At 66.6% G+C, this 15,249-nt stretch carries 14 protein-coding genes and 1 pseudogene; 9 read left to right on the forward strand and 6 right to left on the reverse strand.

Annotation, left to right across the window (positions count from 1 at the left end):
- Positions 1-32 precede the first annotated feature (32 nt).
- Complete coding sequence (purD, locus tag HYN69_RS04415; RefSeq protein WP_108434678.1) at positions 33-1,295, reverse strand: phosphoribosylamine--glycine ligase; 1,263 nt, start codon at positions 1,293-1,295, stop codon at positions 33-35.
- A 253-nt stretch (positions 1,296-1,548) separates the two neighbouring features.
- Between purD and xseA the strand changes: the two genes are divergently transcribed.
- Complete coding sequence (gene xseA / locus HYN69_RS04420; protein WP_108434679.1) at positions 1,549-3,108, forward strand: exodeoxyribonuclease VII large subunit; 1,560 nt, start codon at positions 1,549-1,551, stop codon at positions 3,106-3,108.
- A 20-nt stretch (positions 3,109-3,128) separates the two neighbouring features.
- Here xseA and HYN69_RS04425 read toward each other — a convergent pair whose 3' ends face one another.
- The 5 genes from HYN69_RS04425 to HYN69_RS04445 all read right to left on the reverse strand — a co-directional run bounded on the left by HYN69_RS04425 (position 3,129) and on the right by HYN69_RS04445 (position 6,760).
- Complete coding sequence (locus HYN69_RS04425; RefSeq protein ID WP_108434680.1) at positions 3,129-3,557, reverse strand: hypothetical protein; 429 nt, start codon at positions 3,555-3,557, stop codon at positions 3,129-3,131.
- A gap of 121 nt (positions 3,558-3,678) precedes the next feature.
- Positions 3,679-4,707 carry an alkane 1-monooxygenase gene (locus HYN69_RS04430; protein WP_108434681.1) on the reverse strand — a complete coding sequence of 343 codons (1,029 nt, stop codon included), beginning with the start codon at positions 4,705-4,707 and terminating at the stop codon, positions 3,679-3,681.
- Positions 4,704-4,868, reverse strand: coding sequence for a hypothetical protein (locus tag HYN69_RS21145; RefSeq protein WP_216824651.1), 165 nt, complete (start codon positions 4,866-4,868; stop codon positions 4,704-4,706). The genes HYN69_RS04430 and HYN69_RS21145 overlap by 4 nt, the downstream gene beginning before the upstream one ends.
- Positions 4,869-5,204: 336 nt before the next feature.
- Positions 5,205-6,137 (reverse strand): glycoside hydrolase family protein, encoded by a 933-nt coding sequence (locus HYN69_RS04440; RefSeq protein ID WP_108434683.1) that lies wholly within the window; start codon positions 6,135-6,137, stop codon positions 5,205-5,207.
- A gap of 197 nt (positions 6,138-6,334) precedes the next feature.
- Positions 6,335-6,760, reverse strand: coding sequence for an SRPBCC domain-containing protein (locus tag HYN69_RS04445; protein ID WP_216824652.1), 426 nt, complete (start codon positions 6,758-6,760; stop codon positions 6,335-6,337).
- Between the two features lie 260 nt (positions 6,761-7,020).
- On the opposite strand from HYN69_RS04445, the gene ftsW reads away from it, so the two are divergent.
- The 8 genes and pseudogenes from ftsW to ftsA all read left to right on the forward strand — a co-directional run bounded on the left by ftsW (position 7,021) and on the right by ftsA (position 15,228).
- Positions 7,021-8,187: a putative lipid II flippase FtsW gene (ftsW, locus tag HYN69_RS04450; protein WP_108434685.1), complete on the forward strand. Its 1,167-nt coding sequence runs from the start codon at positions 7,021-7,023 to the stop codon at positions 8,185-8,187.
- On the forward strand, positions 8,187-9,284 hold the full coding sequence (locus tag HYN69_RS04455; protein WP_108434686.1) for a UDP-N-acetylglucosamine--N-acetylmuramyl-(pentapeptide) pyrophosphoryl-undecaprenol N-acetylglucosamine transferase: 1,098 nt from the start codon (positions 8,187-8,189) through the stop codon (positions 9,282-9,284). Before ftsW ends, HYN69_RS04455 begins: the two co-directional genes overlap by 1 nt.
- The gene (gene murC, locus HYN69_RS04460; RefSeq protein ID WP_108434687.1) at positions 9,281-10,705 is read left to right on the forward strand and encodes a UDP-N-acetylmuramate--L-alanine ligase; all 1,425 of its coding nucleotides are present in this window, start codon (positions 9,281-9,283) and stop codon (positions 10,703-10,705) included. The genes HYN69_RS04455 and murC overlap by 4 nt, the downstream gene beginning before the upstream one ends.
- Before the next feature lie 127 nt (positions 10,706-10,832).
- On the forward strand, positions 10,833-11,087 hold the full coding sequence (locus HYN69_RS04465) for a DUF2484 family protein (protein WP_108434688.1): 255 nt from the start codon (positions 10,833-10,835) through the stop codon (positions 11,085-11,087).
- Positions 11,084-12,013 (forward strand): UDP-N-acetylmuramate dehydrogenase, encoded by a 930-nt coding sequence (gene murB, locus HYN69_RS04470; RefSeq protein WP_108434689.1) that lies wholly within the window; start codon positions 11,084-11,086, stop codon positions 12,011-12,013. Before HYN69_RS04465 ends, murB begins: the two co-directional genes overlap by 4 nt.
- 38 nt (positions 12,014-12,051) lie before the next feature.
- Positions 12,052-12,971, forward strand: a pseudogene (locus tag HYN69_RS04475) (D-alanine--D-alanine ligase).
- A complete protein-coding gene (locus tag HYN69_RS04480; protein WP_230426483.1) occupies positions 12,959-13,897 on the forward strand; it encodes a cell division protein FtsQ/DivIB in 939 nt (312 codons plus the stop codon). The pseudogene HYN69_RS04475 and the gene HYN69_RS04480 overlap by 13 nt, the downstream one beginning before the upstream one ends.
- Entirely contained in the window at positions 13,894-15,228 is a 1,335-nt protein-coding gene (ftsA, locus tag HYN69_RS04485) for a cell division protein FtsA (protein ID WP_108434691.1), read from the forward strand. The genes HYN69_RS04480 and ftsA overlap by 4 nt, the downstream gene beginning before the upstream one ends.
- Positions 15,229-15,249 lie beyond the last annotated feature (21 nt).

Genomic DNA, 15,249 nt, shown 5'->3' on the forward strand with positions numbered 1-15,249 from the left:
GCGTGATCGCAGCGGCGGGGCCTATGCGCTTGTCAGAGGGCGCGCCAGCCGATGTCGCGGCGGCAGAAGCCTTGGGGCCAGTCGAGGGCGTCGACCATGGCATAGGCGCGGGCGCGGGCCTCGGCCAGGGTCGTGCCACGGGCGGTGACGTTCAGCACGCGGCCGCCGTTGGCGGTTAGGGTGCCGTTGGTGGTGGTGGTTCCGGCGTGGAACACCATCTGCGACGAGGTTTCGGGCAGGGCGTCGATGCCCTTGATGGGGGTGCCTTTTTCGTAGGCGGCGGGGTAGCCCTTTGCTGCCATGACCACGGTCAGGGCGTGGTCGTCGGCCCATGTGACCTGCGCCTGATCGAGGCGGGTTTCGGCACAGGCGAGCAGAAGGTCGAGCGCCTGTGCGCCGAGGCGCATCATGAGCACCTGCGTTTCGGGGTCGCCGAAGCGGGCGTTGTATTCGACAAGGCGGCCCTGGCCATTTTCGATCATCAGGCCGGCGTAGAGCACGCCTTGGTAGGGCGTGCCGCGGCGGGCCATTTCGCGGATGGTGGGCAGGACGATTTCACGCATGGCGCGGTCGGCGATTTCGTCGGTCAGCACGGGGGCGGGCGAATAGGCGCCCATGCCGCCGGTGTTGGGGCCGGTGTCGCCATCGCCCACGCGCTTGTGGTCTTGGGCCGTGCCGATGGGCAGGGCGTTCACGCCGTCGGTGAGGATGAAGAACGAGGCTTCCTCGCCGGTCATGAATTCCTCGATCACCACCTCGGCGCCTGCCGCGCCGAATTCGCCGCCGAACATGTCGTCGATGGCGGCGAGGGCTTCGTCAAGGGTCATGGCGACGATGACGCCTTTGCCTGCGGCGAGGCCATCGGCTTTCACCACGATGGGGGCGCCCATGGCGTGCACATAGGCGCGGGCGGGTTCTGCGGCGGTGAAGCGGGCATAGGCGGCGGTGGGGGCGGCGCAGGCGTCGCAGATTTCCTTGGTGAAGGCTTTGGAGGCTTCGAGTTTGGCGGCTGCTGCCGAGGGGCCGAAGGTGAGGATGCCTGCGGCGCGGGTGGCATCGGCCACGCCTGCGGCCAGCGGGGCTTCGGGGCCTATGATGACGAAGTCGATGGCGTTTTCTTCGCAGAAGGCGACGACCGTGCTGCCAGACAGGATGTCTATGTCGGCGGTTTCTGCAAGCCGGGCGATGCCCGCATTGCCGGGGGCCACGATCAGGCGGTCGGTTTTCGGGTTTTGCTTGACGGCCCATGCGAGGGCATGTTCGCGGCCGCCTGCGCCGAGGATGAGGATGTTCATGGGCCGGTGTCCCCCTTTGGTTGCCGTTCGGCTATAGGGGCGGAACAGGGGGGCGTGCAAGCGGGGCGGGCACAGGGAGCGAAATCTGACGCAGATTTCGCGGCGATTTCTGACGCAGAAATCGGGGGCGCGCCTGTCGGGGCGGGCGCGGAATTTGCGTCAAATTCCGGCGCGGTTTCTTTGTGAGAAACCGCTTTGCGGTTTTCCTTTGGCGTCGGGCGGCTTACCATCGATGGGCACCACGGAGAGCACGATGGACCTGTTCGAAGACGCAGCCCCTGCGCCGCAAGGCAACCAGCCGGAATACACCGTGTCGGAACTGTCCGGCGCGGTGAAGCGGGTGATCGAGGGCGAGTTCGGGCTTGTCCGCGTGCGGGGCGAGGTGGGGCGGGTGTCGCGTCCGGCCTCGGGGCATCTGTATTTCGACCTCAAGGATGATCGCAGCGTCATTGCGGCGATCAGCTGGAAGGGGCAGGTCGCCAAGATGCAGGTGCGCCCCGAAGAGGGGATGGAAGTGATCGCCACGGGGCGGATGACCACCTTTCCGGGGCAGTCGAAATACCAGTTGATCGTCGAGGATGTGGCCCCTGCGGGGGCGGGTGCCTTGATGGCGATGCTGGAAAAGCGCCGTGCGGCGTTGGCTGCGGAAGGGTTGTTCGATGCGGGGCGCAAGCAGGCGATTCCGTTTTTGCCGGAGGTGATCGGGGTTGTCACCTCGCCTTCGGGGGCGGTGATACGGGACATCTTGCACCGCGTGCGCGACCGTTTTCCGCGCCATGTGCTGATATGGCCGGTGGCAGTGCAGGGGCAGGCTTGTGCCGCCGAGGTGGCGGCGGCCATTCGCGGGTTCAACGCGATCGAGCCGGGCGGGACTGTGCCGCGGCCCGATGTGATCATCGTGGCGCGGGGGGGCGGGTCGCTGGAAGACCTGTGGGGGTTCAACGAGGAGATCGTGGTTCGGGCGGCAGCAGAGAGCCGGATTCCGCTGATCTCGGCGGTGGGGCACGAGACGGATACGACGCTGATCGATTACGCATCCGACAGGCGGGCGCCCACCCCCACGGCGGCTGCCGAAATGGCGGTGCCGGTGCGGCTGGAGTTGCTGGCGGCGGTCGACGGCTTAGGCGCGCGGTCGGTTCGGGCGGTCGTGGCCGGCGTTGGCGCGCGGGGGCAGCGGTTGCGCGATATGGGCCGCGCCTTGCCACGGCTGGAGGCATTGACGGGTGGTGCGGCGCAGCGGCTGGACCTGTGGGCGGGCAAGCTGGGGGCGGCGCTGGGCATGGCTGCGGCCAAGAAGCGGCAGGTGTTCGGGGCGCGGGCGGGGCTGGTGCGGCCCGAGTTGCTGCTGGGGCTTGTGGCGCATCGACGGCGCGATGTGGCCGAGCGGGCGCGGGGGCTGGATATCGCTTTCGAGCGGCGGCGCGAGCGGGTGGGGGTGCGGGTCGAGGCGCTGGCGGCGCGGCTGGTTCCGGCGCTAGAGCGGCTGTTGGGCGATGCCGAGCGGGACGTGGTGCGCGGGCGCGAGAAGCTGGCAGGGCTTGAGGGGCGGCTGGAAGGCGCTGCGGCGCAGCGGTTCGTGCAGCTTGGCCAGCGGCTTGACGCGCTGGACCGCACGCGGGCGACGCTGGGCTATGCCGAGACGCTGAAGCGCGGTTTTGCCGTGGTGCGGGGCGACGGGGCTGTCGTTACGACAAAGGCGGGTGCCGAGAGGGCTGGCGTGCTGGAGATAGAATTTGCCGACGGGCGCATCGTGGCGGGCGGGCGCAAGCCGAAGAAGGGCGAAAGCGGGAACGGGCAAGGGTCGCTGTTCTGAGCTTTTCTTGGGGATAATTATCAGACGCCGACGTCGGGGCCTTTGCATTGCAAGGGGTCTGCGCTTTGGCTGACCTCGGACAATTTGGTGCCTGCGGGGTCTTCGACCAGTTCGGCGCGCAGGCCTGCGCTTTCCCTGAAAAAGCGCCAGCATTGCGGGACTGGATCGTTGTCGTAGACGAAGCAGATGTTGCCCGCATCCTCGAACCAGATGCCGTATTGGCAATCGGTCTTGTCGAAGGCCCAGATCACCTGACGGTTTTCCAGATACTGTTCGGCTCCCCAGAGGGTGGACCCCATGGCGTAGGACAGGGTCTTGCCGGTGGCGTAGGCTTCGAATTCGGCCGCGGTCATGGGGGTTTCTGCGGGGGCGGCGATGCCCGGGACCGAAATGAGCGCAAGCCCGAGCGAGAGGGTGAGGAACAGGGCAGATCGGGGGGGCAGGGTCATGGAAAGCCTCGGACTATCGGGGGAGGGTGGCAGAGGCGGGCGCTAAAGGCCAGTCATCCGGAAAGGCCAGTCGTCCGGAAAGGCCAGTCATCCGGAAAGGCCAGTCATCCGGAAAGACCAGTCATCCGGCTGGGGGCAGGCGCGAGAGGTGGCGGGACAGTTCTGGAGCCATGAGGCGGCGCCAGAGCGGCGGGACCAGAGCGATCAGCGCGGCGAGAGGGAGCGGCCATGGCAGGCGGGGGGCCGTATCGGGCAAGCGCAAGCCGGGATAGGGGCGCTGCGGGTTGGTGTGGTGATCGGAATGGCGCGGTGCGTTCAAGAGGAGCGCCGATGTTGCCCAATGCGCCGAGTTCCACGAATGGGCGGGGCCGACGGGTTCGGGCTTGCCGTCGGGCAGGATGCGGCGGGTCAGGCCGTAGTGCTGGACATAGTCGGACAGGTGGATTTGCAGTTGCGCGTGGCAGGCGAGAAGCACCCACAGGGCTGCGCCCATGGGGCCTGCGACCAGTGCGGCAGCGGTCAGCGTTGCGGCAGAGAGGGCGGTGTAGACGGCGTAGGGATGGATGCGGCGGGAGCGGGCGGATTCGGCGGCGAAGCCCGCGCGGTAGCCTTGCCAGCTTGCGCGCAAGAGAAAGCGCCAGAAGCCTTCGCCCCTGCGGGCGGTGGCGGGGTCGTCGGGGGTGGCGACGAAGCGGTGATGGATCAGGCGATGGCTGCTTGCGTGGTGGCCCACGAGGAGGGCGGAGTAGACCGCGACGCCCAGCCAGTAGAGGCGGCGGTCGGTGCGGTGGATCAGCTCGTGCGCGGCGGGGTGGGCGATCTGGCCGAGCCAGAGGCCGGTTGCGATGAGGAGCGCTGCTTTATGTGCGGGGCCGGTGGAGGGGCTGGTGGCGCCGTGGATCGCGGCGAGCGGCAGGGCAAAGGCTGTGAGCGCGAGGAGGACGAGGAGACCGTTTCCGGCGGGGAATTCCGCGCCCTGCGGATCGGCGGCACGGGCGAGGAGGTGGTCGAGGGCGATCGGCAGCAGGAAGAGAGTAACAAGCGCTATGGCGGGCCACGGGCCTGCAAGCGCCGCGCCTGTGGCGATCAGGGCTGCGGGCAGCAGCGAGGCGGCTGCAAAGGCGGAAAGGGGGATCGGGCGCGCTGTCATGACCGGGGCAGGATAGCAGGGCTGTTGCGGGCGGTCGACGGGGGTTTCGCGGGTGCCAGTGCCAGTGCCGGTGCCAGTGCCGGTGCCAGTGCCGGTGCCAGTGCCAGTGCCGGTGCGGGTGCGGGGGTGGGGGGCTTGCGGGACGAGAGAGTGGCCGCCATGGGGCGCGGTGGGGTTCGAAGGTCAACAGGGGGCACGAGGCGGTCGGGATTGGCGCAGCCGTGCGGGGAGCGCGTGGACGGTAGCGGGTTGGCGCGGTGGCCGGTTGTTGGCGGACCTGTGCGGGCGCAAGACATCATTCGCGGTCGGCGCGGGCAAAGGTGCAGGATTGGTGGCCGTTTGCGGTGGGAGCTATCGCCGGAAAAGCCCCTCTGGCGGACCCGAGCAAGGAACGCGGCATGTTTCGCGGCCGGTGCGCGGGGGCGGGTGTGGCGGCCCGTGTTGCTGCGGGCCGGCCTGCGAGGTTTGGTGGGCTTGGTGGTCGGGTCTGGTAAACTTCAGAGCGACACACGCGGGGCGGGGGCCGTAAAGGCGTCCATCAGCATACGCAGGATGCCGTAGCGCCAGCGGTGGCCGGTGGTGGCGACCCGGCTTTGGTAAAAGAGCGTCAACTCGTTGCCTTGCACCATCACTGTGGAATGGCCGTTTTCGCCGGGTTCGGTCGGGTCCATCACGGGGCCGAGGCTGCGGTAGGGGCCTTGGATGCTGTCGGCGATAGCGAAGAACACGCGCTGGCGGCTGCCGCGGGGGCCACTTGGCAGGAAGCAGGTGGCATTCAGAAGCACCTTGCCGTCGTCGAGTTGCACGAGCTGCGGGCCTTCGAGCCCCCATTCGTAATCGGGGTGATGGCGCGGGTTGTGGTGGGGGATGTCCTCGTGGTCGAGGATCTTGCCCAGACGCTCCCACGGGCCGAACCATGTGCCGCCGGTCGAACGTGCAAGGTAGACATCGGGCTGCGGCACGCGCTGGAAATCGGGCATGGCGGAGTAGACGATGTATTTTTGGCCCTGCACCTCGGCGGGGTGGGGGTCGTAGATGCCGTGTTCGGCGGTGCCGGTGATCGCCGCAAAGCAGGTGGTGGCATGGGTCCAGCCGTAGCCGTCATGGCTGGTGAGGTGTTCGACCTTGCCGCCCGGTTTCATGAACTCGGTCTGGATGAACATGTGGAACAGACCATCCGCAAACACCACGCCGGGGGCTGCGACGCCCGATCCGGTGAGCGGCAGGTCGATCAGGGGGGCCTGGGTCCACGGGCCTTCGAGCGCGGGGGCGGTGGCGTGGTAGACCTGCCACGTCTCGGAGGTGACGGTGCCGCCCGAGCCATACATATGCCAGACGCAGCCATCGAAGACGGGGCAGGGGTCTTTCACGTCGTCCAGACCTGTCGGCTGGAACATCGGGAACTGGTTCGAGGCGATGGAAAGTTTCATGGTTCTACTGCCCGTGGGTTGTTGGCCGCGACCCCGTGTGTTCGGAGCCGTGAAGCGTCTTGGGCAGCTTCTTCACATATAGTACGGTCTGGCCGCAATTGCTACTTTTGGTTGTAATATCCCCATCCGTTACCAATTAAATCAACGTCTTGCGAGGCGAGCCGCAGCGGTCAGGAAGGGGGGGCAAAGCGGGGCGGTCAGTCTTGCAAAAGCGCGTCGAGGCGGCTGTAGGCGCGGTCCAGCGTCGCGGCGAGCGAACCGTTCAGGGCGGCGTCGCGGGTGGTGCGGTCGGCAAAGCGGAGCGAGAGCGTAAGGCGGGTGCCATGCGCCTCGGCTTCGATTTCGAGGGTGATCTGGACCGGACGCGGGGCGATGCCCGCGAAGATGCCGGTATCAAGGCGGGCTTCGAGGCGGATGCGGGTTTCGGCGAGGTCGACGAACTGGCCCGAGGCGACGCTGCGGGGGCCTTCGGGAAAACGGGCCTCGATGTCGAAGCGGCCACCGGGACGGGGGTCGACATGGCCGACAGACAGGGACAGGTCGGGGGTGCCGAGCCAGCGGGGCAGGATGTCGGGGTCGATATGCGCGCGCAACAGACGCTGGCCGGGACTGGCGAATCCCATCGTGACGGTCACGCTGCGGTCGCCCGTTTTGGCGAGGTGGAAAGGGCTGGGATCGGGGTCCATCGAGGTCTTTCGGCTTAGGGACCGGCGCCCTGCGGCGCGGGGCAGAAAGGGCGCGAAGGGGCGGCGGGTTCCTGCCTGTCCGTTGCGGTGGAAGGTCCGGTTTATACTGGCACGAACGGGGAAATCCGGTTAGAGTTCCGCTCAAGCCCGGTCGATAAGCGGGCAATGGCAGAGCAAGGCGACAGGCGGATACACCCATGACCGAGATGGTTTATGGCTCGATGCCCTCACGGGTGAGCGAGCCTGTTCTTCCCCGTTGGTGGCGGACGATCGACAAATGGTCGATGAGTTGCGTCATGGTGCTGTTCGGGATCGGGCTGCTTCTGGGGCTTGCGGCTTCGGTGCCCTTGGCCACGAGGAACGGGCTGGACCCGTTCTATTACGTGCAGCGGCAGGCGTTTTTCGGCGGGCTGGGGATCGTCGCGATGCTGGGCGTGTCGATGATGTCGCCCTATACGGTGCGGCGTGTCGGCGTGGTCGGTTTCGTGCTGGCGATGGTGGCCCTGTGCCTGTTGCCGGTCTTTGGTACCGATTTCGGCAAGGGCGCCGTGCGCTGGTTCTCGTTCGGCTTTGCGTCCTTCCAGCCGTCGGAATTCCTGAAGCCGGGGTTCATCGTGGTCTGCGCCTGGATGATGGCGGCGAGCTTCGATCTGAACGGGCCGCCCGGAAAGCTGGTGTCGTTCCTGTTGTCCTTTGCTGTGGTGATGATTCTGGCGATGCAGCCCGATTTCGGTCAGGCGGCGCTGGTGCTGTTCGGCTGGGGGGTGATGTATTTCGTGGCTGGTGCGCCGATGATGCTGATTGCGGGGATCATCGGGATCGTGACCGTGGGCGGTTTTCTGGCCTATGAGAGTTCCGAGCATTTTGCCCGCCGGATCGACGGGTTCATGACGCCCGACATCGACCCGCGCACGCAGCTTGGCTATGCGACGAACGCCATTCAGGAAGGCGGGTTCTTCGGGGTCGGCGTGGGCGAGGGGCAGGTGAAGTGGTCGCTGCCGGACGCGCATACCGATTTCATCATCGCGGTGGCAGCCGAGGAATACGGGCTGATTCTGGTGCTGGTCATCATCGCGCTTTACACCACTGTGGTGGTGCGCTCGCTGTTTCGGCTGATGAAGGAGCGTGATCCGTTCATCCGGCTGGCGGGGACGGGGCTGGCCTGTATCTTTGGCGTGCAGGCGATGATCAACATGGGGGTGGCGGTGCGGCTGCTGCCATCGAAGGGGATGACCTTGCCCTTTGTCAGCTATGGCGGGTCGTCGGTGATCGCCGCCGGAATCACGGCGGGGGCACTGCTGGCGATGACGCGGGCGCGTCCGCAGGGGACCATGGGCGACATCTTCCAGCGGCGGGGGCGCTGATGGCTGCGCCGCTGCTCTTGATCGCGGCAGGTGGCACGGGGGGGCATATGTTCCCCGCGCAGGCGCTGGCCGAGGTGATGGTGCGCAAGGGCTGGCGGGTGAAGCTGTCGACCGACGCGCGCGGTGCGCGTTATGCGGGGGGATTTCCGCATGTGGTGAAGGTCGAGCAGGTGAGTTCGGCCACCTTCGCGCGGGGCGGGGCGCTGGCCAAGGTGTTGGTGCCGCTGCGGATTGCGGGCGGCGTGCTGGCGGCGGTGGCAGGGATGCTGCGCGACCGGCCTGCGGTGGTGGTGGGGTTCGGCGGCTATCCGACGATTCCGGCGCTGGGGGCGGCGTGGCTGCTGCGTCGGCCGCGGATGATCCATGAACAAAACGGCGTGCTGGGCCGCGTCAACCGGCTTTTCGCGCCGCGTGTGGACAAGGTGGCTTGCGGCACCTGGCCCACCGCGTTGCCCGACGGGGTGACGGGCTATCACACGGGAAACCCCGTGCGGGGCGCGGTGTTGGAACGGTCGGGGGCGGGGTATATTCCGCCCGGAGATTACCCGATGAGCGTGGTGGTGATCGGCGGAAGCCAAGGCGCGCGTATCCTGTCGGATGTGGTGCCTGCGGCGATGGCCGCGCTGCCCGAAGGGCTGCGGCTGCGGTTGCGCGTGGCGCAGCAGGCGCGGGACGAGGATATGGCGCGGGTGGTTGCGGCCTATGACGCGGCGGGGATGCTGGCCGAGGTCAAGCCGTTCTTTGCCGACATCCCCAAACGGCTGGCCGAGGCGCAGCTTGTCATTTCACGCTCGGGCGCGTCTTCGGTGGCCGATATATCGGTGATCGGGCGGCCGTCGATCCTGATCCCCTTTGCGGCGGCGACGGGGGACCATCAGACCGCGAATGCGCGCGGGCTGGTCGATGCGGGGGCGGCGGTGCTGATCCCGGAAAAGGCGCTTGACGCTGCCAGCCTTGCCGCGCAATTGGAGGCGGTGTTGACGCAAAGCGATGCCGCCATGACCATGGCGCGGCATGCTCTGGGGCAGGCGCGGCCCGATGCGACAGAGCGTCTGGTGGCGCTGGTCGAGGAACTGGCAAAGGAAAAGACGGCATGAATGCTGCGACGAAACTGCCCGGAGAGTTGGGGCCGATCCATTTCGTGGGGATCGGCGGGATCGGCATGTCGGGGATCGCCGAAGTGCTGATGACGCTGGGCTATAGCGTGCAGGGGTCGGATGCCAAGGCATCCAGGATCACCGACCGGCTGGTGTCGCTGGGTGCGACGGTGTTCGAGGGGCAGAGCGCCGCGAACATCGGGGACGCGGCGGTGGTGGTGATTTCCAGCGCCATCAAGAAGGGCAATCCGGAACTGGAAGAGGCGCGGCGGCGCAAGCTGCCGGTGGTGCGGCGGGCCGAGATGCTGGCCGAGTTGATGCGGCTGAAATCGAACATCGCCATTGCCGGAACCCATGGCAAGACGACGACGACGACGATGGTGGCGACGCTGCTCGACAAGGGCGGGTTCGACCCTACGGTGATCAACGGGGGCGTGATCCACGCCTACGGATCGAACGCGCGGGCGGGGGCTGGCGAGTGGATGGTGGTCGAGGCGGATGAGTCGGACGGGTCGTTCAACCGTCTGCCCGCGACGATTGCCATCGTGACCAATATCGACCCCGAGCATATGGAGCATTGGGGAACCTTTGACGCGCTGCGGAAGGGGTTCTTCGATTTCGTGTCGAACATCCCGTTCTACGGGCTGGCGGTGTGCTGCACCGACCACGCGGAAGTGCAGGCGCTGGTGGGGCGGGTGACCGACCGGCGGTTCGTGACCTTCGGTTTCAACGCGCAGGCCGATGTGCGGGCGGTCAACCTGCGCTTCGAGGGTGGCAAGGCGCATTTCGACGTGGCCTTGCAGGGCGAAGGTGACGGCGCGGTGATCGAGGGTTGCGTGCTGCCGATGCCGGGGGATCACAATGTGTCGAACGCCTTGGCGGCGGTTGCAGTGGCGCGGCATCTGGGCATGAAGAAAGACGAAATCCGCGAGGCCTTGGCAGGCTTTGCCGGCGTGAACCGGCGGTTTACCAAGGTGGCCGAGGTGAACGGTGTCACCATCATCGACGATTACGGCCATCATCCGGTGGAAATCGCCGCCGTGCTGAAGGCGGCGCGGCAGGCGATTGCGGGCAAGCCGGGGGCGCGTGTGATCGCGGTGCACCAGCCGCACCGCTTCACGCGGCTGTCGAGCCTGTTCGAGGATTTCTGCACCTGCTTCAACGAGGCCGATGTGGTCGGCATCGCCGATATCTATGCCGCGGGGGAGGACCCCATCGCGGGTGCCAGCCGCGACGATCTGGTTGCGGGGCTGATCGCCCATGGTCACCGCCACGCCCGTGCCGTGCAGGACGAGGCCGATCTTGCACGTCTGGTGCGCGAGCAGGCGCGGCCGGGGGATATGGTCGTCTGTCTGGGGGCAGGATCGATCAGCGCCTGGGCCAATGCGCTGCCTGCAAAGCTGATGGGGGCTGCGGCGTGACGGAACCGGAATTTTTCGACGAAAAATTCCGGGGCCGGGGACGGCGAATTTTCGGCGAAAATTCGGCGGCCGGCGCGGTGGGAAGAGGATTTTTTGTGGAAAAATCCTCGGGCCGTGGGGTGGGCGCATGAACTGGGCGCTGGTGGCGGCTTTCGGGTGGCTGATCGTGGCCAATGTGATGGCCATGCTGCCGACGCGGGATCAGCACTGGACTGCAGCCTATGTGCTGATTGCGGCGGGTATCCCGATCCTCGGCTGGGTGACATGGGCCAACGGGCCGGTCTGGGGGATTGCGATCTTGCTTATGGGATGCAGTGTGCTGCGCTGGCCGCTCGTGTTCCTGTTCCGCTGGCTGCGACGCAAGGCGGCGGGAACGCCATGAGTCGCGATCTGCCCATGCTGCGCGGCACGCTTACCCCGCATCGCCCGCTGGCCGAGTTGACATGGCTGCGCGTGGGCGGGCCTGCCGATCTGTTTTTCCAGCCTGCGGACGAGGCCGATCTGGTGGCGTTTCTGACGGCGCTCGATCCGGCCGAGACGGTGTTTCCAATGGGGGTCGGGTCGAACCTGATCGTGCGGGACGGCGGGATACGGGCTGTCGTGATCCGCTTGGGGCGTGGGTTCAACGGGATTTCGGCGCAAGACGGGCTTGTGGTGGCCGGGGCTGCGGCACTGGATGCCCATGTGGCGCGGCGGGCGGCAGAGGCTGGGTTGGACCTGACCTTTCTTCGCACGATACCGGGCAGTATCGGCGGCGCGGTTCGGATGAACGCGGGCTGCTACGGCAGCTATGTGGCCGATCATCTGGTATCGGTGCGGGCGGTGACGCGGGCGGGCGACGTGGTGACGCTTCCGGCGGCGGATTTGCGGCTGGCTTACCGCCAATCGCATCTGCCCGAGGGTTGGGTGATTGTCGACGCGACCTTTCGGGCCGAGGCGGGCGATCCGGCAAAGCTCGAGGCGAAGATGGCCGAGCAGATCGCCAAACGCGATGCGAGCCAGCCGACCAAGGAGCGGTCGGCGGGGTCGACGTTCCGCAATCCGGTGGGTCATTCCTCGACCGGAAAAGCCGATGACAGGCACGACTTGAAGGCGTGGAAGGTCATAGACGAGGCCGGAATGCGCGGGGCGAGCCGTGGCGGGGCGCAGATGTCGCCGATGCATTCCAATTTCCTCATCAACACCGGAGGGGCGACTGCCGCCGATCTGGAAGGATTGGGGGAAGATGTGCGAAAAAGGGTTTTCCAAGCGAGCGGGATCACGCTAGAGTGGGAAATTATGCGCGTCGGTGAACCGGCGGCAAAATAACTACAAAAACGGGCAGCAGACCCGGTTTGAGGCGGAACATGGCGGGCGGTTCGGGCAGAAGCGTCCCCCTCGTGGCGGTGTTGATGGGGGGCCTTCCGCAGAGCGGGAGGTGTCTCTTGTCACAGGGCGGGCTTGTGCCCGTGCGTTGACCGAGGCGGGATATGACGTTGTCGAGGTCGATTGCGGCCCCGATCTTCCTGCACGCTTGACCGAAATCGCGCCCGACATCTGCTTCAACGCGCTGCATGGTCGCTGGGGCGAGGATGGCTGCGTGCAGGGCATTCTTGAATGGATGCGGATTCCCTATACCCATTCCGGCGTGCTGGCGTCTTCGCTTGCGATGGACAAGAGCCGGGCCAAGGACGTGTATCGCGCCGCCGGTCTGCCTGTGGTGGACAGCGTGATCGCCACGCGCGAGGCCGTCGAGGCGGGGCATGTGTTGCCGCTGCCCTATGTGGTCAAGCCCAACAACGAAGGCTCGTCGGTGGGTGTCTATATCGTGCGCGCGGGCGGCAATGCGCCGCGCCTTTCCGCCGAGATGCCCGCGAGCGTGATGGTCGAGACCTATGCGCCGGGGCGCGAGTTGACGGTTTCGGTGATGGGCGACCGCGCTTTGTGCGTCACCGATATCGTGACCGATGGCTGGTACGATTATGACGCGAAATACAAGGCCGGTGGCAGCCGCCATGTGGTGCCTGCAGCCCTGCCAGACGAGATAACCGCCGCCTGTCTGGACTATGCCTTGCGGGCGCATCGGGCGCTGGGGTGCCGGGGGCTAAGCCGGACCGATCTGCGCTGGGACGAGGCGCGGGGGCTGGACGGGCTGGTGCTTCTGGAGACGAACACGCAGCCGGGGATGACGCCGACCTCGCTTTCGCCGGAACAGGCGGGGCATCTGGGTATCAGCTTTCCCGAGCTCTGCCGCTGGATCGTGGAGGATGCATCGTGCAATCGGTAGGCAGGCAGGGCGCGCTGGGCAGGCAGGGGGCGCTGGGCGGCCATCGCGTCTATCAGCGCGGCCTGCGGCGCGATCCGGCGCCGTCGCGCTGGCAATACCGGATGCAGCGGCTGTGGCTGACGCCGCTGTTCCGCGTGCTGTTCCGCGTTGGTCTGCCGCTTCTGGTGATCGGCGGGGTGACGGCGGTCTATGTGGCGAACGATGCGCGTCGGGCGGCGCTGGTGCAGGGCTATGCCGATCTGAAGGAAAAGTTCCAGAACCGGCCCGAGTTCATGGTCGGCCTGATTTCGGTTGAAGGCGCTTCGCCCGAACTGGCCGAGGCGATCCGCGGTCGGGCCGGGTTGACTCTGCCTGCGTCTTCCTTCGACCTCGACCTCGATCTGGCGCGGCAGCGGATCGAGGATCTGGACGCGGTGGCCTCGGCCGAGTTGCGGGTGCGGTCTGGCGGGGTGCTGCAGATGCTGATCACCGAGCGGATGCCGGTGATGGTGTGGCGCACCGGCGAGCGGATCGAGATGCTGGACGAGACGGGGCACCGCGTGGCGAGCCTGTCGTCGCGCACCGACCGCGCCGATTTGCCGCTGGTGGCGGGTGACGGGGCCGATCTGGTGGCGGGCGAGGCTTTGGAGATTTTCGCGGCGGCGCAACCGATATTGCCGCGGGTGCGCGGGCTGGTGCGGATGGGCGAGCGGCGGTGGGATCTGGTTCTGGACCGGAACCAGAAGATCATGCTGCCCGAACACAATGCCGTTTCGGCGCTGGAGCGGTTGATCGCGCTGGATCGGGCCGAGGATTTGCTGGCGCGTGATCTGTTGACGGTGGATTTGAGAAACGAAGAACGACCCGTGCTGCGGCTTGCTCCGAACGCCATGAACGAACGCCGCAAAGCACAGGGCATCGATGTGAGCGAGGGCAACAACCTATGACCGACCTTTACCAATCGCAAAGAGCGATGCGCCATATGCGCCGGGCCGCGATGCAGCGGGGTGTCATCGCCATTCTGGACGTGGGCACCAGCAAGATCGCCTGCCTGATCCTGCGCTTCGACGGGCCCGAGCGCCTGCGCGAGGCTGACGGGGTGGGGCCGATGGCGGGGCAGTCTTCGTTCCGCGTCATCGGGGCCGCGACGACGCGGTCGCGTGGGGTGAAGTTCGGTGAAATCGCCCAGATGAACGAGACCGAGCGGGCGATCCGCACCGCCGTGCAGGCGGCGCAGAAGATGGCCAATGTGCGGGTCGATCATGTGATCGCGAGCTTCAGCGGCGCCGAGCCGCGCAGCTATGGCCTTGCGGGCGAGTGGGAATTGCAGGATTCGGTCGTGACCGAGCAGGATGTGGCCCGCGCTCTGGCATCGTGTGACGTGCCCGATATCGGCGTGGGGCGCGAGGTGTTGCACGCGCATCCGGTGAACTTTGCGCTGGACCATCGCACGGGGCTGGGTGATCCGCGCGGGCAGATCGGCAACCGGCTGGCCTGCGACATGCATCTTTTGTCGGTCGACGGGTCGGTGGTGCAGAACCTGCTGTACTGCATCAAGCGCTGTGATCTGGAACTGGCGGGGATTGCGTCATCGGCTTACGTGTCGGGCGTGTCATCACTGGTGGAAGACGAGCAAGAGTTGGGGGCCGCCTGCATCGACATGGGCGGCGGGACCACGGGCATTTCGATCTTCATGAAAAAGCACATGATCTATGCGGATTCGGTTCGCATGGGCGGGGATCATGTCACCTCGGACATCTCGAAGGGGTTGCAGATTCCGCTGGCGGTGGCCGAGAAGATCAAGACGAAGCATGGCGGCGTCTATGCCACCGGCATGGATGACCGCGAGATGATCGAGACCGGCGGCGAGAGCGGCGATTGGGAAAAGGACCGTCGCCAGATCAGCCGGACCGAGTTGATCGGGATCATGCGGCCGCGGGTCGAGGAGATTCTGGAAGAGGCGCGGTCGCGTCTGGATGCGGCGGGCTTTGACAGCCTGCCGAGCCAGTCGATCGTGCTGACGGGCGGGGCGAGCCAGATTCCGGGGCTTGACGGGTTGGCCGCGCGTATTCTTGGGCAGCAGGTCCGGTTGGGCCGTCCGCTGCGTGTTCAGGGCCTGCCGCAAGCCGCGACGGGTGCCGCTTTTGCCAGTGCCGTGGGCCTTTGCCTGTTTGCCGCGCATCCTCAGGACGAATGGTGGGATTTCGAAATACCTTCGGAGCGATACCCTGCACGTTCGATAAAGCGGGCCTTCAAATGGTTCAAAGATAACTGGTAACCGCTATATCCTGCCAAAACG

The sequence above is a fragment of the Gemmobacter aquarius genome (assembly GCF_003060865.1).
GTDB classification, from domain to species: Bacteria; Pseudomonadota; Alphaproteobacteria; order Rhodobacterales; family Rhodobacteraceae; genus Paragemmobacter; species Paragemmobacter aquarius.

Bases quoted from the DNA above. Each gene is read 5' to 3' on its own strand.
- ftsA (WP_108434691.1), top strand. From the start codon at position 13,894: ATGACCGACCTTTACCAATCGCAAAGAGCGATGCGCCATATGCGCCGG.
- HYN69_RS04465 (WP_108434688.1), top strand. From the start codon at position 10,833: ATGAACTGGGCGCTGGTGGCGGCTTTCGGGTGGCTGATCGTGGCCAAT.
- HYN69_RS21145 (WP_216824651.1), bottom strand. From the start codon at position 4,868: ATGGCGGCCACTCTCTCGTCCCGCAAGCCCCCCACCCCCGCACCCGCA.
- HYN69_RS04425 (WP_108434680.1), bottom strand. From the start codon at position 3,557: ATGACCCTGCCCCCCCGATCTGCCCTGTTCCTCACCCTCTCGCTCGGG.
- HYN69_RS04445 (WP_216824652.1), bottom strand. From the start codon at position 6,760: ATGGGATTCGCCAGTCCCGGCCAGCGTCTGTTGCGCGCGCATATCGAC.
- HYN69_RS04455 (WP_108434686.1), top strand. From the start codon at position 8,187: ATGGCTGCGCCGCTGCTCTTGATCGCGGCAGGTGGCACGGGGGGGCAT.
- HYN69_RS04440 (WP_108434683.1), bottom strand. From the start codon at position 6,137: ATGAAACTTTCCATCGCCTCGAACCAGTTCCCGATGTTCCAGCCGACA.
- xseA (WP_108434679.1), top strand. From the start codon at position 1,549: ATGGACCTGTTCGAAGACGCAGCCCCTGCGCCGCAAGGCAACCAGCCG.
- purD (WP_108434678.1), bottom strand. From the start codon at position 1,295: ATGAACATCCTCATCCTCGGCGCAGGCGGCCGCGAACATGCCCTCGCA.
- ftsW (WP_108434685.1), top strand. From the start codon at position 7,021: ATGACCGAGATGGTTTATGGCTCGATGCCCTCACGGGTGAGCGAGCCT.
- murB (WP_108434689.1), top strand. From the start codon at position 11,084: ATGAGTCGCGATCTGCCCATGCTGCGCGGCACGCTTACCCCGCATCGC.
- murC (WP_108434687.1), top strand. From the start codon at position 9,281: ATGAATGCTGCGACGAAACTGCCCGGAGAGTTGGGGCCGATCCATTTC.
- HYN69_RS04430 (WP_108434681.1), bottom strand. From the start codon at position 4,707: ATGACAGCGCGCCCGATCCCCCTTTCCGCCTTTGCAGCCGCCTCGCTG.